This window comes from Streptomyces sp. NBC_00009 (assembly GCF_045040855.1).
Lineage (GTDB): Bacteria > Actinomycetota > Actinomycetes > Streptomycetales > Streptomycetaceae > Streptomyces > Streptomyces aureus.
On record NZ_CP108312.1, the window covers coordinates 6176589 to 6202453 of the forward strand.

A 25865-nucleotide genomic window follows, 5' to 3' on the forward strand; every position below is an offset into this window, starting at 1 on the left:
AACGACAGCCATGGCTGAGGCTCAGAACATCCCGGTGGGTTCCACCACCTCCGGCTCGATCGCGGTGGCCGCGGAGTCGACCGTCGCCACGCGCATGAGCGCGCCCCCGTCCTACGACGTCGCGGACTTCCCCGTCCCGCACGGCCGTGAGGAGGAGTGGCGGTTCACGCCGCTCGAGCGGCTGCGCGGGCTGCACGACGGGACGGCGGTCGCCCAGGGCGGCCTCCGCGTCGAGGTGAGCGCCCCCGCGGGCGTCACCCAGGAGACCGTCGGGCGCGACGACGCCCGCGTCGGCAAGGCCGGCAAGCCGGTGGACCGCGTCGCCGCCCAGGCGTTCTCGTCCTTCGAGAAGGCCTCGGTCGTGTCCGTCCCCAAGGAGACGGTGCTCACGGAGCCCATTCGCATCGCTGTGCACGGCGAGGGCGGTACGGCCTTCGCGCACCAGGTCATCGAGCTCGGCGCGTTCGCCGAGGCCGTCGTGGTCATCGACCACACCGGTGACGCGGTGCTCGCCGCCAACGTCGACTACCTGCTCGGCGACGGCGCCAAGCTGACCGTCGTCTCCGTGCAGGACTGGGACGAGAAGGCCGTCCACGTCGCGCAGCACAACGCGCTGATCGGCCGCGACGCCTCCTTCAAGTCTGTCGTCGTCACCTTCGGCGGTGACCTCGTCCGCCTGCACCCGCGCGTCAACTACGCGGGCAGCGGCGGCGAGGCCGAGCTGCTCGGCCTGTACGTCACCGACGCCGGCCAGCACCAGGAGCACCGCCTCCTGGTCGACCACGCCGCCCCGCACTGCAAGTCGAACGTCGCCTACAAGGGCGCGCTCCAGGGCCAGGACGCGCACGCCGTCTGGATCGGCGACGTCCTCATCGAGGCCACCGCCGAGGGCACCGACACGTACGAGCTGAACCGCAACCTCGTGCTGACCGACGGCGCCCGCGTGGACTCGGTCCCGAACCTGGAGATCGAGACCGGCGAGATCGTCGGCGCCGGCCACGCCTCGGCCACCGGCCGCTTCGACGACGAGCAGCTCTTCTACCTGCGCTCGCGCGGGATCCCGGCCGACGAGGCCCGTCGCCTCGTGGTCCGCGGCTTCTTCGCCGAGCTGATCCAGAAGATCGGCCTGCCGGACGTCCAGGAGCGGCTGCTCAACAAGATCGAGGCCGAGCTGGAGGCTTCCGTCTGATGGCCTTCGACCGTGCCCGATTCACTCGGGTCTGCGGCTTGAGCGAGCTGGAGGAGGACACCCCGAAGCGGGTGGAACTCGACGGCACGCCGGTCTCGGTCGTCCGCACCGAGGGGGAGGTGTTCGCGATCAACGACATCTGCTCGCACGCGAACGTCTCGCTCTCCGAGGGCGAGGTGGAGGACTGCCAGATCGAGTGCTGGCTGCACGGCTCCGCGTTCGACCTCCGCACCGGCAAGCCGTCCGGCCTTCCCGCGACGCGCCCCGTCCCCGTTTACCCCGTAAAGATCGAAGGGGACGACGTGCTCGTCTCCCTCTCCCAGGAGTCCTGAGGCACCCATGGCAACGCTTGAAATCAAGGACCTGCACGTCACCGTCGAGGCCGACAACTCCACCAAGGAGATCCTCAAGGGCGTCGACCTGACCGTGAAGCAGGGCGAGACGCACGCCATCATGGGCCCGAACGGCTCCGGCAAGTCGACCCTCGCCTACTCCATCGCGGGCCACCCCAAGTACACGATCACCCAGGGCACCGTCACCCTCGACGGCGAGGACGTCCTCGAGATGTCCGTCGACGAGCGCGCCCGCGCCGGCATGTTCCTCGCCATGCAGTACCCGGTCGAGGTCCCCGGCGTCTCGGTCTCCAACTTCCTGCGCACGTCGGCGACGGCGATCCGCGGCGAGGCCCCCAAGCTGCGTACCTGGGTGAAGGAGGTCAAGGGTGCGATGGAGCAGCTCCAGATGGACCCGGCCTTCGCCGAGCGCAACGTGAACGAGGGCTTCTCCGGCGGTGAGAAGAAGCGCCACGAGATCCTCCAGATGGAGCTCCTCAAGCCGAAGATCGCGATCCTCGACGAGACCGACTCCGGCCTCGACGTCGACGCGCTGCGCCAGGTCTCCGAGGGCGTCAACCGCGTCCGCGAGACCGGCGAGGTCGGCACCCTGCTGATCACGCACTACACGCGCATCCTGCGCTACATCAAGCCGGACTTCGTCCATGTCTTCTCGCAGGGCAGGATCGTCGAGTCCGGCGGCCCCGAGCTCGCCGACAAGCTCGAGGCCGAGGGCTACGAGGCATACACGAAGGGCGGCGCATCCGCGTGACACAGCTGCCGGGCCTCCTCGACACCGAGGCGATCCGCAAGGACTTCCCGATCCTCGACCGGGTACTTCACGACGGCAAGAAGCTCGTGTACCTGGACAACGCGGCGACCTCGCAGACGCCGCGCCAGGTCATCGACACGCTCAGTGAGTACTACGAACAGCACAACGCCAACGTCCACCGGGGCGTGCACGTGCTCGCCGAGGAGGCCACGGCGCTGTACGAAGGTGCGCGTGACAAGGTCGCGGCCTTCATCAACGCGCCGAGCCGCGACGAGGTCATCTTCACCAAGAACGCCTCCGAGTCGCTCAACCTCGTGGCGAACATGCTGGGCTGGGCCGACGAGCCCTACCGCGTGGACCACGAGACCGAGATCGTCATCACGGAGATGGAGCACCACTCCAACATCGTGCCGTGGCAGCTGCTCTCGCAGCGCACCGGCGCGAAGCTGCGGTGGTTCGGGCTGACCGACGACGGCCGCCTCGACCTCTCCAACATCGACGAGATCATCACCGAGAAGACGAAGATCGTCTCGTTCGTCCTCGTCTCGAACATCCTGGGCACCCTCAACCCGGTCGAGGCCATCGTGCGCCGCGCCCAGGAGGTCGGCGCCCTCGTCCTCATCGACGCGTCCCAGGCCGCCCCGCACATGGTGCTCGACGTGCAGGCGCTCCAGGCCGACTTCGTGGCCTTCACCGGTCACAAGATGTGCGGCCCGACGGGCATCGGCGTCCTGTGGGGACGCCAGGAGCTCCTCGAGGACCTGCCGCCCTTCCTGGGCGGCGGCGAGATGATCGAGACCGTCTCCATGCACTCGTCGACGTATGCGCCGGCGCCGCACAAGTTCGAGGCGGGTACGCCCCCGATCGCCCAGGCCGTCGGCCTCGGCGCGGCCGTGGACTACCTGACCTCGATCGGCATGGACAAGATCGCCCAGCATGAGCACGCGATCACCGAGTACGCGGTGAAGCGGCTGCTCGAGGTCCCGGACCTGCGGATCATCGGCCCCACCACGGCCGAGGACCGCGGCGCCGCGATCTCGTTCACGCTCGGTGACATCCACCCGCACGACGTGGGCCAGGTCCTGGACGAGGAAGGCATCGCGGTCCGCGTGGGTCACCACTGCGCCCGCCCCGTCTGCCTGCGCTACGGAATTCCTGCGACCACGCGAGCGTCGTTCTATCTGTACTCCACGCCCGGCGAGATCGACGCGCTGATCGACGGCCTGGAGCACGTACGGAACTTCTTCGGCTGAGGGGCTGGCTGGGAACGTGAAGCTGGATTCGATGTACCAGGACGTCATCCTGGACCACTACAAGCACCCGCACGGGCGCGGTCTGCGCGATGGCGACGCCGAGGTGCACCACGTCAATCCGACGTGCGGCGACGAGATCACGCTGCGCGTGAAGTACGACGGCTCGACGATCAGTGACGTCTCGTACGAGGGCCAGGGCTGCTCGATCAGCCAGGCTTCGGCCTCTGTTCTGAACGAGCTGCTCGTCGGCAAGGACCTGGCCGAGGCGCAGAAGATCCAGGAGACCTTTCTGGAGCTGATGCAGTCGCGGGGCAGGATCGAGCCCGACGACGCGATGGAGGAGGTGCTGGAGGACGCGGTCGCGTTCGCCGGTGTCTCCAAGTACCCGGCCCGTGTGAAGTGCGCCCTCCTGAGCTGGATGGCGTGGAAGGACGCGACGGCCCAGGCGCTGGACGGCGCGGAGAGGAAGACGGCATGAGCGAGACTGTGACCACCAAGCCGGCGTCCGAGGAAGAGGTCCGCGAGGCCCTCTACGACGTCGTCGACCCCGAGCTGGGCATCGACGTCGTCAACCTCGGCCTGATCTACGGCATCCACATCGACGACGCCAACATCGCCACGATCGACATGACGCTGACGTCCGCGGCCTGTCCGCTGACCGACGTCATCGAGGACCAGGCGAAGTCGGCCACCGACGGCATCGTGAACGAGCTCCGGATCAACTGGGTCTGGATGCCGCCGTGGGGCCCCGACAAGATCACCGACGAGGGCCGCGAACAGCTGCGCGCGCTCGGCTTCAACGTCTGATCGGTCCTCCCCGGTCTGCCATACCTGTACGGCCCCCTGTGCTCCCGGCACGGGGGGCCGTGCTGTTTGCTGTTCGCCCCCCGGTCGCGGGGCGTACGCCTGTAGTTGGCGCACGTGGCCGAAGGTTCTCGTCGACATCCGCCCCGATGAGAGGCCCTCATGCAGCACATCTCCTTCCCGTCCCGCCGCAGAGCCGTCGCCGTCACGGGCGGAGTGCTCACGCTGGCCCTCGCGGGGCTCAACAGCCCGGCGGGCGCCGCGAGTTACGGGACGCCGACGATCGCACTCTCCGCCGAGTACGTCTCCGGGGCGGTCGGCGCCACGGGCGACCCGGTCGTGACCGTCACCGTCGGCCAGAGCGGTGCCGACGCGTCGGCGCTGACCGTGGCCGCGTCCGCGAGCAGCAAGTCGTCCGTCGCCGGCACGGGGAACGTCACCGTCACCGGATCGGGCGCCACCCGGCAGGTGTCCGTCGCCGCGCAGGGCCGGGGCTACACCGACCTCACCCTCAAGGTGACCGGCGTGGACGGCAGGACCGCCACCAAGACGCTCCACTACGCCGCCTCGGCCGCCGTCCAACAGGGCCCCGACACCCGCTACTTCACCGGTTCCAGTGACGCGTCCGCCGCCGTCGACGCGGGCGGCGGCTACGTCCTGGTCGCCGACGACGAGTCCAACGTCCTGCGCCTCTACAGTGGTTCGGTCTCCGGCGCGCCCGTGAAGACCTGGGACTTCAGCTCGCAGCTCGGGGTGTCCAAGGAGGTCGACATCGAGGGCGCCACGCGCGTCGGCGACACGGTCTACTGGACAGGCTCCCTCGGCAACAACAAGGACGGCGAGTACAAGTCGCCCCGGAACACGGTCTTCACGACCACCGTGAGCGGCAGCGGGGCCGCGACGCAGCTGTCGTACGGCAAGGCGTACAAGAAGCTGCGGGACGACCTGGTCGCCTGGGACGAGGCGAACGGGGACCGCTACGGGTTCGCCGCCGGCACCGAGGCCGGGCAGGTGCCCAAGCAGGTCGACGGGTTCAACGTCGAGGGCCTCGAATTCGCGCCCGGGTCGACCAGTACCGCGTACATCGGGTTCCGCGCGCCGCTCGTGCCGCCGAAGGACGGGGGCCGGGCGCTCATCGTGCCCGTCACCAACTTCGACAAGGTCGTGGCGAGCGGCACGAAGCCCGTGTTCGGGACGCCCATCGAGCTGGACCTGGGCGGGCTCTCCGTGCGCGACATCCGCAAGAACGCCGCGAACCAGTACCTGATCGTGGCCGGCAGCTGGGCCGCCGACGACAACTCCGACCCGTACGCCCTGTACCAGTGGGACGGCGTGGCCGGACACGCGCCGGTCAAGCGGATGGACCTGCCGACCAGCGACCCCGGTGGCTGGGAGGCCGTGGTGAGCGTGCCCGACCTGACGCAGTCCGGCGCCCGCGCACAGCTCCTGACCGACAACGGCTCCGCCGACCTCTACGGCGACGGCACCGAGGCCAAGGACCTCACGCACCCGGAGTGGAAGAAGTCCAGGGCCACCTGGTTCGGCGTCACCGGCTGATCCCACCCGGACGGCGGGCGCGGAGACGGAGAGTGAGACGCAGAGGCAGACGCAGACCGTGACCGTGACAGGCGGAGGCTAGGCGTCCGACCGGGACGCGAGTTCCAGCGTGTGGGCGAGGCCCTCCTTGCGGATGCGCTGGTCGATGTAGAGCAGGGACGTGACCAGGGGCAGGAAGACCGAACTCACCAGCTGCACCACGAGGTTGCCGACCATGGACAGGACCATGGCGGCACCCAGGTTCGGGAGCATAGCCTCGAACACGTCGGAGGGGCTCTCGCCCGGCGCGTACGCCTGCGGAGTCGGGTCGGGCATCGCGATCTGCAGCGGTACGCGCACCGCGGCCGACACAACCACCATGATCACGCCGGCCAGCAGCGAGATGCCGAACGTGCGCCACCAGGAGCCCCGCACCAGGCGCGCCGAGCGGCGTAGCGCCTGGATCGGCCCGGCCTCCTCGAGCGTGGCGGCCGCCGGGCCGAACAGGAACAGGACGTAGACCCAGACCACGAGCGGCACCGTCACCGCCATGAGCAGGAACAGGATGCCGACCGGCGCGACCGACTGCGTGAGCAGCATGACGAAGACCGACACCAGGAACGCCACGGCCACGCCCGCCGGGATCAGCGCGATCAGGCCCATCAACAGGCCCACGCCGAGTACCGAAGGGGTGCGGGACCAGGCGTGCCGCCACACCGCCCCGAAGCGTGCGGGACGGCCGAGCACCGCCTCGCGCAGCACCACGGTGCACGCGGACTGGATGAACGCCGTGCTGACCGTGAGCGCCAGCATGCCGACGGCCCACACCACGCCGAACGCGGTGAACACCGGCCGCGCGTGGCTCCACTCGAACTCGCTGTGCCGGTCCAGGAGCGCCCGTACGTCGTCGGAGACGGCCGCGTAGGCGAGCGCCAGCGCGCCCGCCATGAGCGCGGCGAGCACCGCGTACACGATGAGGACGGTGCCGAACAGCGGCTTCGCGTGGCGGCGCATCGTGGTGAAGGCGCCGCCGAGTATCCGGTCGACGCCGAGCGGGGCGAGCGGGATGACGCCCGGCTGCGGCGGGGGCGGCGGCGGGGTCCACGCACCGCCCCAGCCGTAGCCGCCCGGTCCGTATCCGGGTCCCTGACCCGGCCCCTGTCCCCACATGTCCGTCATCTCGCCGCACTCCCGGGAGTAGTTCGTCCCTGTGGCCCCCCACAGTGATCGCGACACCATAGCCCGACCGCGCTATGTACGGCCGTACACAACGTTGCGTACACTCGTACACATGGGATACGTACTGCTCTCCGGCGCCATCGCGGCGGAAGTGGCCGCCACCACCGCCATGAAGTACAGCGAGGGATTCAGCAGGCTCTGGCCCTCCCTGATCACCGTCTCCGGCTATCTGATCGCGTTCGCGCTGCTCGCCCAGACGCTGAAGACCGTGCAGGTCGGGACCGCGTACGCGATCTGGGCCGGCGTCGGCACGGCCGTCATCGCCGGGATAGGCATGCTCTTCCTCGGCGAGGCGATGACCGCGGCCCGGCTCGCGGGCATCGCCCTCGTCATCGGCGGCGTGGTGCTGCTCAACCTGGGCGGCGCCCACTGATGGCGCGGCGCTACGACCCCGAACGGCGGCAGCGCATCATCGACGCCGCGATCCGCGTGGTGGGCGAGAAGGGCATTGGCGGGCTCAGCCACCGCAGCGTCGCCGCCGAGGCCGACGTGCCGCTCGGCTCGACGACCTATCACTTCAAGACCCTCGACGAACTGCTGGTCGCCGCACTTCGCCAGACCAATGAAGGGTTCGCGAAGGTCGTGGCCGGCAGCGACGTCTTCGAGGCGCCGCGCTCCGCGCTCGCCGCCGGGCTCGCCGCGGTCCTCGGCGAGTGGCTCGCCGGTGAACGCACCGCCGTCGAGCTCGAGTACGAGCTGTATCTCGCCGCCCTGCGCAGGCCCGCGCTGCGGCCCGTCGCCGCCGAGTGGTGCGCAGGTGTCGCCGACGAGCTCGCGCGCCGCACCGACCCGGTCACGGCCCGCGCGCTGGTCGCCCTGATGGACGGAATCTGCCTCCAGGTGCTGCTCACGGACGCCGTCTACGAGGAGGAGTACGCGCGCGACATGCTCGCGCGGGTCATCGACGGAGCCCCCGGCGACGACGCGGACGGCGCCGCGGCCGACCCGTCGGGGGAGCGTGGGGCGCCCGGCACCTGAGACACCGGCCGTACCGGTTCGCCCCCGCGGCGCACCTCCGGTTAGGTTTCACCCATGTCTGACTCTCCCGCCAGCACCACCGCTCAGCGCACCACCGGCGCCGTCGCCGCAGGCCTCGCCACGCTCACCGCCGACGGCACCGTCCTCGACACCTGGTTCCCCGCCCCGTCCCTCCAGGACGAGCCGGGCCCGGCCGGCACCGAGCGGCTCTCCGCCGAGCGCGCCGCCGAGCTGCTCGGCGAGGGCGCCGCGAAGGCCATCGGCACCGACGCCCGCCGCGGTGTGGAGACCGTCGCCGTGCGCACGGTCATCGCCTCGCTCGACGACAAGCCGCTCGACGCGCACGACGCCTACCTGCGCCTCCACCTGCTGTCCCACCGGCTGGTCAAGCCGCACGGGCAGAACCTGGACGGCGTCTTCGGCCTCCTCGCCAACGTCGCCTGGACCTCGCTCGGCCCGGTCGCCGTCGACGACGTCGAGAAGGTCCGCCTCAACGCCCGCGCCGAGGGCCTGCACCTCGCCGTGACGTCCATCGACAAGTTCCCCCGCATGACGGACTACGTCGCGCCGAAGGGCGTCCGCATCGCCGACGCCGACCGCGTCCGCCTCGGCGCGCACCTCGCCGAGGGCACCACCGTCATGCACGAGGGCTTCGTCAACTTCAACGCCGGCACGCTCGGCACGTCGATGGTCGAGGGCCGCATCTCCGCCGGCGTCGTCGTCGGCAACGGCTCCGACATCGGCGGCGGCGCCTCCACCATGGGCACGCTCTCCGGCGGCGGCAACGTCCGCATCACGATCGGCGAGCGCTGCCTCGTCGGCGCGGAGGCGGGCGTCGGCATCGCCCTCGGCGACGAGTGCGTCGTCGAGGCCGGTCTCTACGTCACCGCCGGTACGCGCGTCACGATGCCCGACGGCGAGATCGTCAAGGCCCGCGACCTGTCCGGCGCCTCGAACATCCTCTTCCGCCGCAACTCGGTCACCGGCGCCGTCGAGGCCCGCCCGAACAACGCGGTGTGGGGCGGCCTGAACGAGGTTCTGCACAGCCACAACTGATCTTCAGCTGCGGTTCGCCGAGCGCCCTTCCCCGGACCGGGGAAGGGCGCTCGGCTTTTGGGCCCGGCCGGGGGCGGACGGGCTCGGGGGAAGGGCCGGCCGGGCGATAAGTACATGGCCCGGCACAGGCATAGCGGGGCGCAGCCACGCGCGTCCCAAGGAGTAGCGGGTCCCGGGAACGGGGGGATCCCCGAGGAACTGAAGGTGACGATGGATTCGGAAGAGCAAGAGAGCTTCCGGGAGTTCGTGACGAGCAGGTCGAGTGCGCTGCTCAAGACGGCGGTGCTGCTCAGCGGCGGCGACCGGCACGCGGCCGAGGATCTGCTGCAGAACGCGCTGATCAAGGCCGCGGGGCGGTGGCGGCGCATCGACGAACCCGAAGCGTATGTGCGCCAGATTCTCTACCGGCAGCAGGTCAGCCGCTGGCGCCTGAAGTGGCCGAGGCGCGAACTGAGCGTCCCCGAACTGCCGGAGGGCACTGCCGCGGCGGACGGCGCGAGCGCGATCGATCTGCGTCTCGTCATGCGGGGCGCCCTCGCCCGGCTCACCGCGCGCCAGCGCACCGTCCTCGTACTGCGCTACTTCGAGGACCTGCCCGAGGCCGATGTGGCCCGGATTCTCGGCTGTTCGGTGGGGACCGTGCGGTCCACCACGCACCGCTCGCTCGCCAAGCTGCGCGCCCTCGCGCCGGAGCTGTCCACGCTCGTCACCGCCGCCGACGGTGAACAGCTCGAGTCCCGTGACTTCTTGCCTGTGGAGGTACGTCCGTGAACATGGACCAGCTCGTCCGCGACGCCCTGCACGAGCAGGCCGCCGACGCCACGACCGCGCCGCCCGACTTCGCGAACCGGGTCCTCGCCGCGCGTCGTCGCCGCAGGAACGGCACGTTCGCCGGCGCCGCCCTGGCCACAGCGGTCGCCGTCGCCGTCGGGGTGGCCGTGCCGGCCATGAACGACGGCCGGGACCAGCCGCAGCTCGCCAGCCAGGCGGACGGCAGCGACATCATCGCCCACCCGGACCAGACGCCGCCGCGCGACCTGATCGCCGCGGGGAACACCGCGCTGGCCGCGTACTACACCCAGGCCACCGTCAAGGAGACCGCCGACCGCGGCGTCTCCCGGCGCACGTACCACTTGCTGAACCAGAAGACCGGCAAGTACGTGAAGACCACCAAGTGGTCCTTCCTCGACGTCGCCCCCGGCATGCGCACCGCCGCCGTACTGGAGCAGGACCTGCCCGCCAAGCGCATCGGTCTGCTCAACCTGCTCACCGGCGAGGTCGAGCGCTGGATCCCGGTCGACCATGCCGTCGCGGGCGTCGAGTTCTCGCCGGACGGCAGCAAGCTGGTCGCGACGACGTACAGCAAGAACCCCGACCTGCGGCTCCGGGCGGACTACGACGCGGACGGCGACGGCAAGAAGAACGACTGGATGCCGGACATGAGCAACTCGGCCCGGACCGGCTTCTACGTCCTCGACGTCGGTTCCGGCGACGGCTCCTGGAACGAGGTCGAGGTCCCGTCCGCCGAGGGGGGCTTCGGCGTTGACATCAACGCCCGCCAGGACTTCGGCTTCAGCCAGGACGGCAAGCTGGTCTACTCCGGGCTCACCTCGGCACCCCACATGCAGTACTACGACTTCAAGGGCAACGAGGTCGGCAAGCCCGCGAACGAGAAGCACCTGCACTGGGCCGTCGAGGCGGGCCTTTCCCCGGATGGCAAGCTCGCCGCGGGCGACTTCGCGGGCGGTGCCAAGACGACGGCCTCCTGGATCAACGACCCGTACTCCGGCAAGCACCTCCACAGGATCCGCGGCCAGCAGCTGCTCGCCTGGGTCGACAACAAGCGGCTCATCGCCTGGGACATCGAGAAGGGCGCGAACGAGTTCCACAACGGGCTCGTGCTCGTCACGATCGGCAGCGACAAGACCGTTCCGCTGAGCGGCTCCCGCAAGGGAAACGACGGCGCGGACGGCCGCTGGACACCGATCTTCGCCGCCCGCTAGGGAAGCCGGGTCAGGCGGCCACCAGCCGCTCGTGCTCCGCGAGCAGCCTGCGGGCCTCTTTCAGGCCCGCGGGCCTCAGCGGTGCGCGGACCGGGCCGCCGGGCAGGCCGAGCGCGCCGAGCAGCGCCTTCGCGGTGACCGTGCCCGGCAGGCCTGACGCCATCATCAACTCCACGAGGGGGGCGGCCAGTTGCTGGCGCCGGGCCGCCCCCCGGGTGTCGCCCGCGTCGAACGAGTCCAGGACGGCCCGCAGCGCACGCGGCGCCACGTTCGCGACCGTCGACACGAAGCCCGCCCCGCCCACCGCGTACAGCGGGAGCGCGAACTCCTCGCAGCCCGCGTAGTACGCGAGACCGGTCGCGCCGAGCACCTTCTGTGTGCCGAGCATGTCGTACGCGCAGTCCTTGACGGCCACGATCCGGGGGTGGGACGCGAGCCGGATCAGGGTGTCCGGTTCGATGCGCGTGCCGGTGCGGCCCGGGATGTCGTACAGCATCACCGGCAGTCCCGACGCGTCCGCGATCTCGCGGAAGTGCGCCTCCAGGGCGTCCTGCGGCGGGCGGCTGTAGTACGGGCTGACGACCAACAGGCCGTCCGCGCCCGCCTTTTCGGCCCCGGCGGCAAGCTCCACGGTGTGCCGGGTGTCCGCGGTGCCGACGCCCGCGACGACGGGGACCCGCTCCCCGACCGCGTCCTTCACGGCTCGCACGAGCGCGGCCTTCTCGTCGTCCGACGTCGTGGGGGACTCGCCGGTGGTGCCGGACAGGACGAGTCCCTCGCACCCCTCGGCGACCAGGTGGGCCGCCAGGCGCTGGGCGCCGTCCAGGTCAAGGGCGCCGTCGTCGGCGAACGGCGTGACCATGGCACACAGGGCGCGGCCGAAGGGCGGGTGCGGGGAGTTCGCGAGGCTCATATGCGCAGTCTCGGCGCCCCGACCGCGCAGCTCCACTTAATTCTTCTACGAGGTAGTGGCAAGCCTTGCTGAGCAGTCGGGGGTGCGTGGCCGAGTTCCGACGGGATATTGGCCGAGGGGCGACCTTCAGAAAGGGCGCCGGGATTCCGAGTTATCAGGAAGAAGTTGCACGTATGCGTAGACGTATTAAACGTATAAGGATCCCGTGGTGCGTGACATCGTCCTGGCCCTCGCCGTTCCTCTGCTGATCTGTGCGAGTGGCAGCTACGCCGCGTGTGACGTCTGGTGGCGCCGCAGGCACCCCGCGCCGGACCCGCACTCACATGCCGGGCGCCGCCTCGCCGCCGAACGGGCGGTGGCCGACGCGGAGGCGATCGTGGCCGACCGGTACGCGATCCTCGCCGAGGCGGAGCGCAGCGCCGCGCGCGGCTCGGCGGACAGCAGTAGGGCGGGGCGTTCACTCCCTGCCGGTGAGTGAACGCCCCGCCCTCGTGTGCGGTGTCAAAGAGCGGTGGTGCTGTTGATCAGCGCTTACCGGTGTTGTTGAAGAGCGAGCGCGACCAGGTGTAGCCGAGCACGGCCAGTGCCACGCACCAGACCACGGCCAGCCACCCGTTGTTGCCGATCTCGGTGCCGAGGAGCAGTCCGCGCAGGGTCTCGATGGCCGGGGTGAACGGCTGGTACTCGGCGATCGGCTGGAACCAGCCCGGCATCGCGTCGACCGGCACGAACGCGCTGGACAGGAGCGGCAGGACCATCAGCGGCATCGCGTTGTTGCTGGCCGCCTCGGCGTTCGGGCTGGACAGGCCCATGCCGACCGCGATCCAGGTGAGCGCCAGGGAGACGAGCGCCAGCAGTCCGACCGCCAGGATCCACTCCAGGGCGGTGGCATCCGTGGAGCGGAATCCGATGGCCACGGCGACGGCCCCGACGAGCACCACGCTCATCACGCACTGCAGAACACTGCCGACGACGTGCCCGATGAGCACCGATCCGCGATGGATCGCCATCGTGCGGAAGCGGGCGATGATGCCCTCGGTCATGTCCATGGAGACGGACACCGCGCTGCCGATCGTGGTGCCGCCGATGGTCAGCATCAGGATGCCCGGGACGAGATACGCGATGTACGCGGAGCGGTCGGCGCCGCCGCCGCTGATGCCGGCGCTCATCACGTCGCCGAAGATGTAGACGAAGAGCAGCAGCAGCACGACGGGCGTCAGCAGCAGATTCAGCGTCATGGAGGGGTAGCGCCGCGCGTGCAGCAGGTTGCGGCGCAGCATCGTGGAAGAGTCGCGCACGGCGAGGGACAGGGAGCTCATCGGGCTTCCTCCTTGGGCTGGTTGGGCTGGTTGGGGACGGTGGCGCTGCCGGTGAGGGCGAAGAACACGTCGTCGAGGTCGGGGGTGTGCACGGTCAGCTCGTCCGCCTCGATGCCGACCGAGTCCAGCCAGTCGAGGATGGAGCGCAGCTCGCGCTGGCTGCCGTCGCTGGGGATCTGCAGCGCGAGGGCCTCGTCGTCCCGGTGGGCCTCGCGCAGTGAGAGGGCGGCGGACCGGTAGGCGTCCGGGTCGGTGAAGCGGAGCCGGATGTGTCCGCCGGGGATGAGCCGCTTGAGTTCCTCGGCGCTGCCCTCGGCGGCGATCTTGCCGTCGTTGAGCACGGCGATGCGGTCGGCGAGTTCGTCGGCCTCGTCCAGGTACTGGGTGGTGAGGAAGACGGTGACGCCGTCGGAGACCAGTGCGCGGATGATGCCCCACATGTTGTGGCGGGCGCGGGGGTCGAGGCCGGTGGTGGGTTCGTCGAGGAAGATGATCCGCGGGTTGCCGACCAGCGTCATGGCGATGTCGAGGCGGCGCTTCATACCGCCGGAGTAGGTGGAGGCGGGCTTCTTCGCTGCGCCGGTGAGGTCGAACCGCTCGAGGAGTTCGGCGGCGACGCGCCGCCCCTCGGACTTGGGGAGGTGGTGCAGGTCGGCCATGAGGAGCATGTTCTCCTCGCCGGTGATCAGGCCGTCGACGGCGGAGAACTGCCCGGTGACACCGATCGCGGCGCGTACGCCGTCCGGTGACGTGGCGATGTCGTGGCCCGCGACCTGGGCCTGGCCGCCGTCGGCGGAGATGAGCGTGGACAGGATCTGCACGGCGGTGGTCTTGCCGGCGCCGTTCGGGCCGAGCAGGGCGAACACGGTGCCGGTCGGGATGTGCAGGTCGATGCCGTCGAGGACGGTCTTGTCGCCGTACGACTTGCGCAGACCGACGGTGGAGACGGCGGCGGGCGGCTGCTGACCGTTGCCCGACCTGGACGTGGTCATGACAGATGAAGGCATGGGGCCCTCCCATTCGAAGGCGTGGTGAGCGGGTGAAGTGGTGTGTGGCATAAGGGGTTTGGGGCGGTCAGGCCCGGGCGCGGCGGATGTCGATGTTGCCGAACTTGGTCCGGGCGCGGACCTCGACCGTTTCCTCGCTCTTCTCCGGGCTGTCGGACGCGGTGAGCGTGTTGCGCACCTGTCCGTTGCCCGAGCCGGCGTCGAGCCAGGCGGCCGTGCCCTCGCGGATGCCGACGTCGATGGCGCCGTAGGAGGTCTCCAGCTGGACGGTGCCACGGGCCACGTCGCCCACGCGCAGAGTGCCGTGGGCGGTGGTCGCGGTGACCGAGCTCTCGGCGCGCCGGATGTCGATGTCGCCGTTGGCGCCACTCACCCGCAGATCGCCGATCGCGGTGCCGACGGTCGTGGAGCCGTGCGAGTTCTTCAGGACGGCCGGGCCGTCCACGACACCGACGCGCAGGCTGCCGGAGCTGGTGGTGATCTCGGCCAGGCCCTCGACCCGGTCCACGGTGATCGAGCCGTGCGACGCGGTCAGCTGGAGCGGGCCCGTCGCGTCCAGGCGGACGTCACCCGACGACGTCTTCACGCGGACCTCGCCGAGCCGGCCCTCGCCGAGCACCTGGGTCCAGGAGCCGGTCGTGTCGATGCGGGAGCCGGTGGGCAGCTCGACCGTCACGTCGACGCTGCCGGTGGGCCCGACGAGGTAGCGCCCCTTGGGTGTCCTGATGGTCAGCACGCCGTTCGCGTAGGTGACCTCGGTCTGCTCGGCGACCCGCACGTCCTTGTCCTTCTTCGGGTCGCGGGGCCGCATCTCCACGACCGTGTCGAGGCGGTCGCTCGCGGAGAACTGGATGGAACCGGCGGCCACGTTGGCGATGACCGAGATCGGCTGGGGCGTGTCGAAAGAAGGCATGGCTGTCCCGTCCTCTTGGGTCTCAGGGTGAAGTTCCGGGTGAATTCGGGCGGGCGGGATGCGCGGCTAGCGCACCCAGCCCGTGAAGCTCTGTCCGACGGTGCGGGTGGTGCGGGTGGCTTGGGCGCTTCCCGGTGTACGTGACGGGGTGCCGCCGTCGACCGCGGCCGACACGGCTCGTACCAGCCACGCGTTGACCGACAGGCCCTCGCGGCCCGCGGCCTCCTCGGCGCGCGTCTTGAGATGGGCGGGCAGGCGCAGATTGACGCGGGCGGTGCCACCGTCGTCTCCGTCGGCGGGCGCCGGGGCCGGGGCCTTGAGCGGCTCGGCGGGCCCGCTCCTGTCCTCGTACGCCTCCTCGGCCGGCGGCCGCGTCACGACGAAGTCCGGGTCGAGCCCGCGCAGCCGTACGTCGACCGAGCCGGGGGCGAGTTCACGGGTGATCTCGTCCATCGCGGCGGAGAGCACGTTGAGCATCGTCAGGCGGGTCGCCGACTCCAGGGGAGCGGTGAGCCGCTCGGCCAGCTCGCGGGCTTCTTCGCCGCCGGCTTCGGCGGCCACCGCGAGTTCGCGGCGGAGGTTGTCGACATACGGCGTGAGGTCCATGACGTCATAGTGGCACCACTTTGGCGCCATGCGCAAGCGCGTGAGGAAAGCGAATGCGCTTCAGGGTTGACCAGTCGGCTCTGACCTGCGAAAACGTGGTGACATCGAGTTGTGTCAATGCGGTGCCACGTGGAACCTCGTCCGCTCTTGCGCCTCTGGTGGTGCCATGTGGTGCCATGCGGTGCCACGTGGTGTCACCGGGGCCTGTCCATGCCAGTCCATGCCAGGGCAAGTGGTCCCCTTCCTCGACTTCCTCGACTCGCCGAACAATCGACTCGCCTGGACAAAAAAAGTTTTCGGTGGGACGGTGGGGTCATGTTGGACGTCACCGTGATCGAGGACCCGGCGGCAGCCGCGGTCTCCCTCGACCCGATCAGGGCCCGGCTGCTCGCGGAGCTGGCCACCGGACCCGCATCCGCCGCGATGCTCGCCCCCAAGGTCGGCCTGCCGCGCCAGAAGGTGAACTACCACCTCAAGGCGCTGGAGAAGCACGGCCTGGTCGAGTTGGCGGGGGAGCGGCGCAAGGGCAATGTCACCGAGCGCCTGATGCGGGCCACGGCCGCCTCGTACGTGATCTCACCGGTCGCGCTCGGCGCCGTGCGGCCCGACCCGGACCGGGCCCGCGACCAGCTCTCCGCACGCTGGCTGCTCGCCGTCGCGGCACGTCTCGTACAGGACGTGGGAGCGCTGCTCACCGGGGCCGCCAAGGCGAAGAAGCGCCTGGCCACCTACGCGCTCGACGGCGAGGTCAGGTTCGCGTCCGCCGCGGACCGGGCCGCGTTCATCGAGGAACTGACCCAAGGGGTCGGCGCGCTCGTCCGCAAATACCACGACGGATCCGCCGAGGGCGGCCGCGACCACCGGGTGGTGATCGCCGTGCATCCCTCGGTGAAGGATCCGCAGCCCCTACCGCCCCTCGAAGACTGACCGCACCAAGGAGTTACCGCCATGACGAACGAACCCAGGGAATTCGAGATCGCCCGCGAGTTCGAGGTCGACGCCACCCCCGAGCAGGTCTGGGAGGCACTCACCTCGGGCACCGGCGGCTGGCTGTGGCCGATGGAGTACGAGCCGAAGGAGGGCGGCCGCGGCCCACACGGCGCCACGATCACCGCCTGGGACCCGGAGCACCGGCTCACCGCCCGCTCGGACGACCCGGAAGCGCTGCCCCCGTTCCAGACCCTCAACCAGCTGGACCATGTCATCGAGGCCCGCGACGGCGGCAGCCGCGCCTGGGTCCGCTACGTCCACAGCGGGATCTTCGTCGACAACTGGGACGACTACTACGACGGCGCCGACAAGCACACCGACTTCTACCTGCACACGCTGCGCCAGTACCTGACGCACTTCGCGGGCCGCCCCGTCGCCTTCGCCATGTTCGACGGGCCCGCCGCGTCGGCGAACCCCGAGGCCCTCGCCGCCGTCGGCCGCGCCCTCGGCCTGCCCGACGACGCCGCCGAGGGCACCAAGCTGCGAGTCCGGGGCCCCGGCGGCGAGACCCTGGAAGCCGTACTCGACTACCGCAACCCGTACTTCATCGGCCTGCGCACCGACGACGCCATGTACCGCGTCTTCGGCCGCGGCCGCTGGGGCGCGCCCGTCGGCATCGTCGTCCACGACTTCGCGCCGGACGCCGACGCCGCGCAGGACGAGACGGCCTGGCGCGGCTGGCTGGACGGGGTCTTCGCCTGACGACCCCGCCCGCCGGACAACCCGCGGGTGCTGCGGACAGGCCCACCGGTGCTGTGGACGCGCCCGCAGGTGCTACGGACGGAACCGCAGCACCTGCGGGTCGTGGTCGCTGATCTGGTCGTTGAACTCGCTGTTGACGTGCACGCTGTCGTACGCGAAGTCGTCGTGCCGGATCGACGGGCTGATCAGGATCTGGTCGAGGACCTGGCTGTTGCCCTGGTAGTCGTACGTGTAACGCTCGCTCCTCGGCAGGGACTTGATCGCCGACCACAGGGCGCCGCCGTCCTCCAGGCGCTGCGCCGTGCCGGAGAACTCGAAGTCGTTGATGTCGCCGAGCGTGACGACGGCGGCGTTCTTCTGCGCCTTGAGGATCTCCTTCACGAAGCCGTTCACCGCGTCCGCCTGCGCGTGGCGCTGGGTCTCCGAGCTGCGCGCCGGCGGCTGGTACTGCGCCGTCAGGCCCTGGTCGCCGCCCTTGGACGTGAAGTGGTTGGCGATGACGAAGACGGTCTTCCCGCGGAAGACGAACTCGCCCGCGAGCGGCTTGCGGCTGTTCTTCCACGCATCGTCGGCCGGGGCGATCCGGCCCGGGGACGCGGTCAGCGCCGCCCGGCCGTGCGTCCCGGTCACGCCCACGGGGGTCGTGGAGTCGCCGCCCGCGCGGTCGGTGAACGAGACGCGCTCGGGGTTGAAGAGGAACACCTGGCGGATGTTGCCGCCGGGCTCGCCGCCATCCTGGTCGTTGACCGGGTCGACGGAGCGCCAGTCGTACTTCGGGCCGCCGGCGGCGACGATCGCGTCGATCAGCTTGTTCACCGTGACGTCCGCGGCGACCGTGCCGTCGTCCTTCGCGCCGTTGTTGTCCTGGATCTCCTCCAGGGACACGACGTCGGGCGACTGGAGGTGGTCGACGATCGCGGCCGCGTGCGCGGCGAACGTGCCGTCGGCCGGGTCCAGGTTCTCGACGTTGTACGTGGCCACGGCCAGCTCGCTGCGCTTCTGCTTCCGCGTCGTCTCCCGCTCCAGGCCCCCCTTGTCCAGGGTGCCGAGCTCCCGCGCGACCAGCGTGTAACCGCCGAACTGGGTGTAGTCCAGGGGGCCTTCGGTCGTCCCGGCCAGGGTGTCCCCGACGTTCGCCTTCGGGAAGTCGGCGACCGTGCCCAGGGACTGGACCTGGAGGCGGCCGGTGTTCTGGGAGTCGTACGAGCCGTAGACGGTGCCGCCGCGGCGGGTGGGGTGCTCGTGCGGCTTCACCGTCACCCACAGCTCGGCGTAGGCGTCCGAGGCGGTGACGACGCGGGACGAGCCGATCCGCGCGTTCATGCCCTCGAGGGACTCGTAGAGGTCGAGGGCGTACTGCGCCGGGCGGAGCGGCAGCGCGTTGACCGAGCCGTTCGCCGCCGGGTCGCCGGCCGGGGCGTACGCGGCGGGGACCGACTTCGCGTCGATGACGGTGGCGGCCGGAAGCGCGTTGCCCGACGAGACGACCGTGACCGTCGGCTTGGTGATCTCCGTGACGGACTGGTTGCCCGACGAGGCGCCGCCGGGGACGTACTCCGAGACCGTGCCCGAGACCGTCACCGCGTCGCCGGCGGCGGCCTTCGGGGCCGAGCTGGTGAAGACGAAGACGCCCTCGCTCGTGGCGGGGTCGTCGTCGGGCGCCGTGTCCTGGATCCAGAAGCCCTTGGACGAGCCGTAGGTTCTGACGCCCGTGACCACACCGGCCACGTCCGTGACCTGTTTCCCGGCCAGCGGGGACGTCCGGGTCACGCCCTGGATGTCATGGATGCGTATCGCGTCCGCATGCGCGGGCGAGGTGAGGACGACGGCGGAGACGGTGGAGCAGACGGCGGCGACGGTCAGCGCGGCGAGGCGCGACGAGTTCTTGCTCGGCAAGGGGTCCCTCCGGGGACGTGCGTGATGCGCCGGGACGAGGGTGGAGCGAGCGGGCCGCTCCGTGCTCTTCTACGCGCGTAAATGTCTTGTGGAGCAAGGGGAGTTGTCAAGGTTTCAGCGGTGTACGGTTCCTGACGGGTACATGAACCGGGCGGCATGCTGCCAAATCCGTCTAGGCTGAGCGGTCGCACAACACGTCCGGAGGAGAACAAGGCGATGTCAGACAGCTCCCCCCTGCCGCCGGCGAGGCTGCGCTCCGAAGCGGAGCTCGCGCGCGACGCCCTCGCCACCCCGCTGCTCTCCCGCGCGGTGCGGCTCGCCCGCTGGGCGGGACCCACGACCCGGGTCGGCGCGGGCGGCGAACTCGTCGACGAACAGCTGCCCGCCGCGGCGCTCGAACTGGGGCTCGCCGCCGATGCCGACGGGGCCGCGGACGCGAGCGAGGCCTGGCGGGCCGCGGTCGACACCGGGCTCGTGGAGATCGTGGACGAGGAGGAGGGCACCGTCGCCGCGGGCGAGGACCTCGCCGTCGTCGCCTCCGGCAGCCCGCAGGACATCCTCGCCCTCTGGCTCGGCGCCCTGGACACCGCGCTCGCCGACGCGAGCGTTCCGGACCTCGACGACCTCGTCGACGTCCTGGAGGAGACCGGCGAGGTCGACTTCTCGCAGCTCGACTGGGACCCCGAGGCGGAGGCCGAGTTCCTCGAGGGCGTCCTCGGCAACCTCTATCTCCTGACCGCCTCCGAGGGCGGCCCGGCCGACGAGCCCGTCCCGCTGCCCGCCCTCGCCGCGTCGATGATCGTGCCCGACGACATGGGCGAGCCCACGGACGACGTCCTGGAGCAGGTGTCGGACGCGATGCTGAAGCTGGACGACCAGTTCCGGCTGCTCGTCCCGGTGGGACTCGTCGAGTTCCAGCCGGTCGACGAGGCGCTGATGGCGGAGATCGAGGAGGGCGAAGGGGGCACCGAGCCCGACGCCTTCGACGACTCGGACGTCACGCGGTACGGCATGGTGCGGCTCACCCCGCTCGGGCTCTACGGCGTCCGCGCGCGCATGATCGACGCCGGTCTCGACGCGCCGGTCGTTGGCGACCTCGCGGACAAGGGCGCGGACACGCTGCTCGACGGCACGTCGTCGTTCCCGCAGGCCGCGGCGCAGGCCGAGATCGAGCAGTGGCTCGCCCGACGCCAACCGCTCGTGGCGGCACGGGAGTTGCTGGCCGCGGCGCGCGGTGCGGACGCGGGGGCGCCGCTGCGGCGGCTGCGCTGCCAGCAGGCGCTGTCCCTCGTGGGCGGCGAGGCGGAGCCGGCGCTCAGGGAGGTCCTCGACGACGCGGAGCTGGGCGGTCTCGCGCGGGTCTGGCTCGCCGAGCACGGGGTGGGCGACGTGCCCGCGCCGCCGGAGTCCCTGATCTTCTGGCTCACCGTCGACACGATCGCCGCGCAGCTCGCCCTTGAGGGCAACTCCGACGAACTCCAGGGCCTGGTCGAGGGGCTTGCGGCGCAGCACCGCGGGTTCTTCGCGGCGGCGTGGAAGGTGGACCACCCGGCGACGGCGGACGTCCTGGAGGCGATGGGACGTCTGCACCCCGACAAGAAGGTGGCCAAGGAGGCCCGCAAGGCGGCGTTCAAGGCGCGTTCCGCGCAGGGCGGATAGCGGACAACGACGCCGGGACAGGGAGGGGGCGGGGCGCGAGGGCGCCCCGCCCCCTTTCGCGTACCGCCCGTCTCACCCACCCTCCGCCCCGCCCGCCGACGACCGTGAACGTGTTCGCTCTGCCGACGTCGTGCGGAGTTCAGCCGCCGTTCAGGCATGGCAGGGACCGTGTGGCCGAAACAGCATCACAGCCCGCTCCACCGCCACAGCCATCCGGTCACAGGAGACACCATGTCGCTCACCCGCAGGGACTTCACGAGACGCTCCGCCGCCACGGGCGCGGGCATCGCCCTGGCCGGCACCGTCGGCGCGCTCGCCACCGCTCCCGGTGCGCTGGCCGCCGAAGGTGAATACGGGGACATCGCCCACACCGAGGGCCACGAGGGCCACGACGGGCACCACCACGGTGTCGGCTACGGCCCGCTCGTCGACGACCCGAAGGGCCTGCTCGCGCTGCCCGCCGGATTCTCGTACCGCGTCATCACGTACACGGGGAAGACGACCCTGGAGTCCGGCGAGTCCACCCCGTCCAACCACGACGGCACCGCCACTTTCGACGGGCCGCGCGGCGCCACGCTGCTCGTCAACAACCACGAGATCGGCGGCCCCCGCACCCAGGCCGCGCACCCGGTCCCGCTCACCGAGGGTCTCGTCTACGACCCGGCTGCCGCCGGTGGCTGCACGGTCGTCGAGGTCCGCCGCGACGGACAGGTCGCCGAGTGGGTCGGCATCGCCGGCACCGCCACCAACTGCGCGGGCGGGCGCACCCCTTGGGACACCTGGCTGACCTGCGAGGAGACCGAGGACAAGGCCGGCACCAACGGCATGACCAAGGACCACGGCTACGTCTTCGAGGTCGACCCCGCGGACCGGCGCGCCAACCGCGCCCCGCAGCCGATCAAGGCCTTCGGCCGGTACGCGCACGAGGCCGTCGTCATCGACCCCAAGCGTGGCCACGCCTACCTCACCGAGGACGCGTCGAAGCCCAACGGCCTGCTCTACCGCTGGACCCCGCCGCAGGGCTTCCAGCACGGCCGCGGCAAGCTCCGTACGCTCGCCGCCGACGCGGGCGTCCTCCAGGCCACCAAGTGCTTCGACTCCGGCGGCCGCTTCGTCGACGACCTGTCCCGCGCCACGCAGATCGGTACGGTCTACGGCGTGGACTGGGTCGACGTCCCGGACCGCGACGCCAAGACCGTCTCGGTGCGCAAGCAGTTCGCCGACGGTGAGGTCACCCGCGCCCGCAAGCTCGAAGGCATGTGGTGGGCCGACGGCGGCACGTACATCGTCTCCTCGTTCGCCCGTGAGGAGAGCCCCGTCCAGCACGACGGACAGGTCTGGTTCTACGACCCCAAGCGCCGCACCCTGACGCTCAAGGTCCTGCTCGGCGTGAACGCGGACCCGTCCAAGGACGGCGCCTTCGACGGCCCGGACAACATCACGGTGTCCCCGTACGGCGGCCTCGTCATCGCCGAGGACGGCAACGGCATTCAGCACCTGTTCGGCGCGACCGACAGCGGACGCACGTACCCGATCGCGCGCAACGAGCTGAACATCGGCACCGAAGCGGAGCCGGAGTACAGCGAGTTCACCGGTGTGACGTTCTCGCCCGACGGCCACACCCTGTACGCGAACATCCAGACCCCGGGCATCATGCTCGCCATCACGGGGCCGTGGAAGCGCCAGCGCTCGAACTGAGCGCGTTCACCCTCCGGCCGGCGCGCACGTACCTGTCGTGCGCGCCGGCCGCGGTCGTTCCGGGTCAGTCCTGCTCCTGTGCCGACAGCCGCTCCGCGAGCGACTCCTCGTGCACGTGGATGAGAGCCGCGACCTCCTCCTGCTCCCACCAGGGATACGGGGTCGCCCGCGCGACGCACCACGCCAGGACTTCGGGGACCGTCGGACGGGCGTACGGGGACTTTGCCAGGCAGCGGGCGAGGAACGCCTCCCACTCCTGGTCCGGGACGCCGACGAGGTCCGGCGGCTCGTGCAGTGTGCGGTGGATGACGTGCGGGGCGTTGCCCGCGCCGTGCGGATTGCGGCCCGTCGCGCAGAGGCCGAGCAGCGCGCCGAGCGCGAACACGTCCGCGGGCGCGCCGGCCGGGACGGCGTGGGTGATCTGCTCGGGCGCCATGAAGCCGGGGGAGCCGACCGCTTCGGCGGCCGGTTCGCCGATGCCGGGCGTCCCGCCACCCGGGACCGCCGCCTTCGCGACACCGAAGTCGATGACCTTGACCCCGGCCGGCGTCACGACGACGTTCGCCGGCTTGAGATCGCCGTGCACGAGCCCCGTCGCGTGGATCGCCGTGAGCGCCCCGGCGAGCGAGGCGCCGATCGCGGCGAGAGCACCCGGGTCCGGGAGGCCGAGTGCCGCCACCGCCTCGGACAGCGAGGGGCCCACGCAGAACTCGGCCGCGAGCCAGGGCATCGCCGCCTCGGGATCGGCGTCGAGCACCGCCGCCGTGAAGGGCCCCCGCACGGCCCGCGCCGCCTCCGTCTCCCACCGGTACCGCGCCCTGAACAGCGGCTCGGCGGCGAGAGGCTCCCGCACCGTCTTGACCACCACGACCTGGCCCGCGGGGGAGCGCGCCAGGTGGGCGGTCCCCGTGCCGCTGTCACCGAGCTGACTGACGAGGCGGTAATCCGCGAGACGCACCATGGAACGCCATCCTCCTGTACGGCTTCGAACAGCGGTACCGCGGCTCGCCGCCGGCGGGCAGGGACGCCCGGAAGCCCCGGGCCGCCGAGAGCCGCCGACGATCACTGCGACGCCAGGCAGCCACCGGGGGGTTCCCGCGAACGCCATTGGTATCTAACATTTCAGTTCATGGCGGCCATCCGACGGGTGCAGCGCACCCTCCTCAGAGACCAGGCGTGCACCGCGATCCGTGACGCCATCGTCGGCGGGGACATCGCGCCCGGCGCGGTCGTGCGTGACGCGGATCTCGCCGAACTCCTCGGCCTGTCCCGCGCGCCGGTCCGCGCGGCGTTCTCACGGCTCGTGGACGAGGGGCTCCTGGAGACCAAGCCGCAGAGCCACACCAGGGTCACCCCCCTGGTGGCGGCCGACGTCCGGGACGCGGCCGCCGTCGTACGCGCCATGCACGAGCTCGCCGTCCGCACCGCCGTGCCCCGCCTCACCCGCGCCGACACCGACGCGATGCGCGAGGCCAACCGGCGGTTCGCCGCCGCCGTCGCGGCCGGTGACGTGGACGCGGCCCTGCGCGCGGACGACGAACTGCACGGCGTCCCGGTCCGCGCCTCGGGCAACCGCGCCGCGGCCGACACCGTCGCCCGCTACACGCCCCTCATCCGCCGCCTGGAGCGGCGCCGCTTCGGCCAGGGCGCCGCGTGCGGCTCGGCCGAGCCGCACGCCCGCCTCATCGACGCCTGCGCCGCGGGGGACGTGACGGGCGCGGTGCGGGTCACGACGGAGATCTGGCGCGTACTGGAGGAACTGGCCGACGAGGAGGCGTAGCCGGCCGGCACGCAAGGCGGGTCCCCGCACCCGCGACCCTGAACCGACCCCGGGAGGTCCCGTGACGATCGACGCGTACGAGCGCTACCCCCTGCTCTTCGGCCCCTCGCCCGTGCACCCGCTGGACCGGCTCACCGCGCACCTCGGCGGGGCCGCCCTCTGGGCCAAACGGGAGGACTGCAACTCCGGGATCGCCTACGGCGGGAACAAGACCCGCAAGCTGGAGTACCTGGTCGCGGACGCGCTCGCGCAGGGCTGCGACACGCTCGTGTCGATCGGCGGGGTGCAGTCCAACCACACCCGCCAGGTCGCGGCCGTCGCGGCTCGCGCGGGGCTCAAGTGCGTTCTCGTGCAGGAGAGTTGGGTCGAGTGGCCCGACTCCGTCTACGACAAGGTCGGCAACATCCTCATCTCCCGGCTCGCGGGCGCGGAGGTGCGCCTGGTGCGGGCCGGGTTCGGCATCGGCGTCAAGGAGAGCTGGGAGCAGGCGGTCCGCGAGGTGGAGGAGGCGGGCGGCCGCCCGTACGCGATCCCCGCCGGATGCTCCGAACACCGTCTCGGCGGCCTGGGGTTCGCCCAGTGGGCCTTCGAACTGGCCGAACAGGAACAGGAGCTGGGCGTCTTCTTCGACACCGTCGTGGTCTGCTCGGTCACCGGGTCGACCCAGGCGGGGATGATCGCGGGATGCGCGGCGCTCGTCGAGTCCGGCGGCCGCCCCCGCCGCATCCTCGGCATCGACGCCTCCGCCGAGCCGGGCCGCACTCGCGAGCAGATCCTGCGGATCGCCCGGGGCACGGCCCGGCTCATCGGCGTACGGAGGGAGCTGACGGAGGACGACGTCGAGCTCGACGAGCGCTATCACGCGGGGACGTACGGGGTCCCCGACCAGGTCACCCTCGACGCGATGCGGCTGGCCGCCCGCACCGAGGGCATGGTGACCGATCCCGTGTACGAGGGAAAGTCGATGGCCGGGATGATCGACCTGGTGGCCCGGGGCGAGATCGGCCCCGACGCGACCGTCCTGTACGCCCACCTCGGCGGCCAGCCCGCCCTGAACGCCTACAGCGCGTTGTTCCAGTGATCTGTGTCGCTGCAATACCCCGTTCCGGAGGGCTCAGGCGCAGGTGAGCGCAGGTCGCGAGGGGTGTTTCACGGACATCGTCACCGAAGTGTGAGGACGTAGGCGTGGTGTCCGTGGGTGCGCGGGGCGCATACTCGTT

Annotated in this window: 27 protein-coding genes; 19 read left to right on the top strand and 8 right to left on the bottom strand. The window is 71.0% G+C overall.

Features of this window, described 5'->3' with window-relative positions:
• Positions 1-10 precede the first annotated feature (10 nt).
• The 7 genes from sufD to OHA58_RS27895 all read left to right on the top strand — a co-directional run bounded on the left by sufD (position 11) and on the right by OHA58_RS27895 (position 5907).
• A complete protein-coding gene (gene sufD / locus OHA58_RS27865; RefSeq protein WP_405482168.1) occupies positions 11-1189 on the top strand; it encodes a Fe-S cluster assembly protein SufD in 1179 nt (392 codons plus the stop codon).
• A complete protein-coding gene (locus OHA58_RS27870) occupies positions 1189-1521 on the top strand; it encodes a non-heme iron oxygenase ferredoxin subunit (protein WP_405482169.1) in 333 nt (110 codons plus the stop codon). Before sufD ends, OHA58_RS27870 begins: the two co-directional genes overlap by 1 nt.
• 7 nt (positions 1522-1528) lie before the next feature.
• Complete coding sequence (sufC, locus tag OHA58_RS27875; RefSeq protein ID WP_405482170.1) at positions 1529-2293, top strand: Fe-S cluster assembly ATPase SufC; 765 nt, start codon at positions 1529-1531, stop codon at positions 2291-2293.
• Positions 2290-3546 (top strand): cysteine desulfurase, encoded by a 1257-nt coding sequence (locus tag OHA58_RS27880; RefSeq protein ID WP_100592410.1) that lies wholly within the window; start codon positions 2290-2292, stop codon positions 3544-3546. Before sufC ends, OHA58_RS27880 begins: the two co-directional genes overlap by 4 nt.
• A gap of 16 nt (positions 3547-3562) precedes the next feature.
• A complete protein-coding gene (gene sufU, locus OHA58_RS27885) occupies positions 3563-4024 on the top strand; it encodes a Fe-S cluster assembly sulfur transfer protein SufU (protein WP_100592411.1) in 462 nt (153 codons plus the stop codon).
• Positions 4021-4353 carry a metal-sulfur cluster assembly factor gene (locus tag OHA58_RS27890; protein ID WP_100592412.1) on the top strand — a complete coding sequence of 111 codons (333 nt, stop codon included), beginning with the start codon at positions 4021-4023 and terminating at the stop codon, positions 4351-4353. The genes sufU and OHA58_RS27890 overlap by 4 nt, the downstream gene beginning before the upstream one ends.
• 159 nt (positions 4354-4512) lie before the next feature.
• Positions 4513-5907: a hypothetical protein gene (locus tag OHA58_RS27895; RefSeq protein WP_405482173.1), complete on the top strand. Its 1395-nt coding sequence runs from the start codon at positions 4513-4515 to the stop codon at positions 5905-5907.
• 78 nt (positions 5908-5985) lie between these two features.
• On the opposite strand, the gene OHA58_RS27900 is transcribed toward OHA58_RS27895, so the two are convergent.
• Positions 5986-7065, bottom strand: coding sequence for an oxidoreductase (locus tag OHA58_RS27900; RefSeq protein WP_405482175.1), 1080 nt, complete (start codon positions 7063-7065; stop codon positions 5986-5988).
• A 112-nt stretch (positions 7066-7177) separates the two neighbouring features.
• On the opposite strand from OHA58_RS27900, the gene OHA58_RS27905 reads away from it, so the two are divergent.
• From OHA58_RS27905 to OHA58_RS27925, 5 genes are all read left to right on the top strand, one after another.
• Positions 7178-7498 carry a multidrug efflux SMR transporter gene (locus OHA58_RS27905; protein WP_116502752.1) on the top strand — a complete coding sequence of 107 codons (321 nt, stop codon included), beginning with the start codon at positions 7178-7180 and terminating at the stop codon, positions 7496-7498.
• Positions 7498-8103, top strand: coding sequence for a TetR/AcrR family transcriptional regulator (locus OHA58_RS27910; protein WP_405482177.1), 606 nt, complete (start codon positions 7498-7500; stop codon positions 8101-8103). Before OHA58_RS27905 ends, OHA58_RS27910 begins: the two co-directional genes overlap by 1 nt.
• 54 nt (positions 8104-8157) lie before the next feature.
• Complete coding sequence (gene dapD / locus OHA58_RS27915; RefSeq protein WP_116502754.1) at positions 8158-9159, top strand: 2,3,4,5-tetrahydropyridine-2,6-dicarboxylate N-succinyltransferase; 1002 nt, start codon at positions 8158-8160, stop codon at positions 9157-9159.
• Positions 9160-9369: 210 nt separating this feature from the next.
• Positions 9370-9930, top strand: coding sequence for a SigE family RNA polymerase sigma factor (locus OHA58_RS27920; protein ID WP_405485212.1), 561 nt, complete (start codon positions 9370-9372; stop codon positions 9928-9930).
• A complete protein-coding gene (locus tag OHA58_RS27925) occupies positions 9927-11162 on the top strand; it encodes a WD40 repeat domain-containing protein (protein ID WP_405482179.1) in 1236 nt (411 codons plus the stop codon). The genes OHA58_RS27920 and OHA58_RS27925 overlap by 4 nt, the downstream gene beginning before the upstream one ends.
• 10 nt (positions 11163-11172) lie before the next feature.
• Here the strand turns inward: OHA58_RS27925 and dapA are convergent, their stop codons facing one another.
• Entirely contained in the window at positions 11173-12075 is a 903-nt protein-coding gene (gene dapA / locus OHA58_RS27930; RefSeq protein ID WP_405482180.1) for a 4-hydroxy-tetrahydrodipicolinate synthase, read from the bottom strand.
• A gap of 208 nt (positions 12076-12283) precedes the next feature.
• On the opposite strand from dapA, the gene OHA58_RS27935 reads away from it, so the two are divergent.
• Positions 12284-12553 carry a hypothetical protein gene (locus OHA58_RS27935; protein ID WP_405482181.1) on the top strand — a complete coding sequence of 90 codons (270 nt, stop codon included), beginning with the start codon at positions 12284-12286 and terminating at the stop codon, positions 12551-12553.
• 46 nt (positions 12554-12599) lie between these two features.
• Here the strand turns inward: OHA58_RS27935 and OHA58_RS27940 are convergent, their stop codons facing one another.
• The 4 genes from OHA58_RS27940 to OHA58_RS27955 form a co-directional block, all read right to left on the bottom strand.
• Positions 12600-13394, bottom strand: a complete 795-nt coding sequence (locus tag OHA58_RS27940; RefSeq protein WP_227294048.1) for an ABC transporter permease — start codon at positions 13392-13394, stop codon at positions 12600-12602.
• The gene (locus tag OHA58_RS27945) at positions 13391-14401 is read right to left on the bottom strand and encodes an ATP-binding cassette domain-containing protein (protein ID WP_405482183.1); all 1011 of its coding nucleotides are present in this window, start codon (positions 14399-14401) and stop codon (positions 13391-13393) included. The genes OHA58_RS27940 and OHA58_RS27945 overlap by 4 nt, the downstream gene beginning before the upstream one ends.
• Positions 14402-14468: 67 nt before the next feature.
• A complete protein-coding gene (locus OHA58_RS27950) occupies positions 14469-15314 on the bottom strand; it encodes a DUF4097 family beta strand repeat-containing protein (RefSeq protein ID WP_405482185.1) in 846 nt (281 codons plus the stop codon).
• Between the two features lie 66 nt (positions 15315-15380).
• Positions 15381-15920 carry a hypothetical protein gene (locus OHA58_RS27955; RefSeq protein WP_405482187.1) on the bottom strand — a complete coding sequence of 180 codons (540 nt, stop codon included), beginning with the start codon at positions 15918-15920 and terminating at the stop codon, positions 15381-15383.
• A 315-nt stretch (positions 15921-16235) separates the two neighbouring features.
• On the opposite strand from OHA58_RS27955, the gene OHA58_RS27960 reads away from it, so the two are divergent.
• The gene (locus tag OHA58_RS27960; protein WP_405482189.1) at positions 16236-16847 is read left to right on the top strand and encodes an ArsR/SmtB family transcription factor; all 612 of its coding nucleotides are present in this window, start codon (positions 16236-16238) and stop codon (positions 16845-16847) included.
• 21 nt (positions 16848-16868) lie between these two features.
• Complete coding sequence (locus tag OHA58_RS27965) at positions 16869-17612, top strand: SRPBCC domain-containing protein (protein ID WP_405482190.1); 744 nt, start codon at positions 16869-16871, stop codon at positions 17610-17612.
• 72 nt (positions 17613-17684) lie between these two features.
• On the opposite strand, the gene OHA58_RS27970 is transcribed toward OHA58_RS27965, so the two are convergent.
• A complete protein-coding gene (locus OHA58_RS27970; RefSeq protein ID WP_405482191.1) occupies positions 17685-19508 on the bottom strand; it encodes an endonuclease/exonuclease/phosphatase family protein in 1824 nt (607 codons plus the stop codon).
• 216 nt (positions 19509-19724) lie between these two features.
• On the opposite strand from OHA58_RS27970, the gene OHA58_RS27975 reads away from it, so the two are divergent.
• Together OHA58_RS27975 and OHA58_RS27980 are read left to right on the top strand one after the other, a co-directional pair.
• The gene (locus OHA58_RS27975) at positions 19725-21167 is read left to right on the top strand and encodes a hypothetical protein (protein ID WP_405482193.1); all 1443 of its coding nucleotides are present in this window, start codon (positions 19725-19727) and stop codon (positions 21165-21167) included.
• A gap of 231 nt (positions 21168-21398) precedes the next feature.
• Positions 21399-22865, top strand: coding sequence for an alkaline phosphatase PhoX (locus OHA58_RS27980; protein ID WP_405482195.1), 1467 nt, complete (start codon positions 21399-21401; stop codon positions 22863-22865).
• A gap of 64 nt (positions 22866-22929) precedes the next feature.
• Here OHA58_RS27980 and OHA58_RS27985 read toward each other — a convergent pair whose 3' ends face one another.
• Positions 22930-23826 (bottom strand): serine/threonine-protein kinase, encoded by an 897-nt coding sequence (locus OHA58_RS27985; protein ID WP_405482197.1) that lies wholly within the window; start codon positions 23824-23826, stop codon positions 22930-22932.
• A 168-nt stretch (positions 23827-23994) separates the two neighbouring features.
• On the opposite strand from OHA58_RS27985, the gene OHA58_RS27990 reads away from it, so the two are divergent.
• Together OHA58_RS27990 and OHA58_RS27995 are read left to right on the top strand one after the other, a co-directional pair.
• Complete coding sequence (locus OHA58_RS27990) at positions 23995-24645, top strand: GntR family transcriptional regulator (protein WP_405482199.1); 651 nt, start codon at positions 23995-23997, stop codon at positions 24643-24645.
• A gap of 61 nt (positions 24646-24706) precedes the next feature.
• Positions 24707-25726 carry a 1-aminocyclopropane-1-carboxylate deaminase gene (locus OHA58_RS27995; protein ID WP_405482200.1) on the top strand — a complete coding sequence of 340 codons (1020 nt, stop codon included), beginning with the start codon at positions 24707-24709 and terminating at the stop codon, positions 25724-25726.
• The last annotated feature ends 139 nt before the right edge of the window (positions 25727-25865 follow it).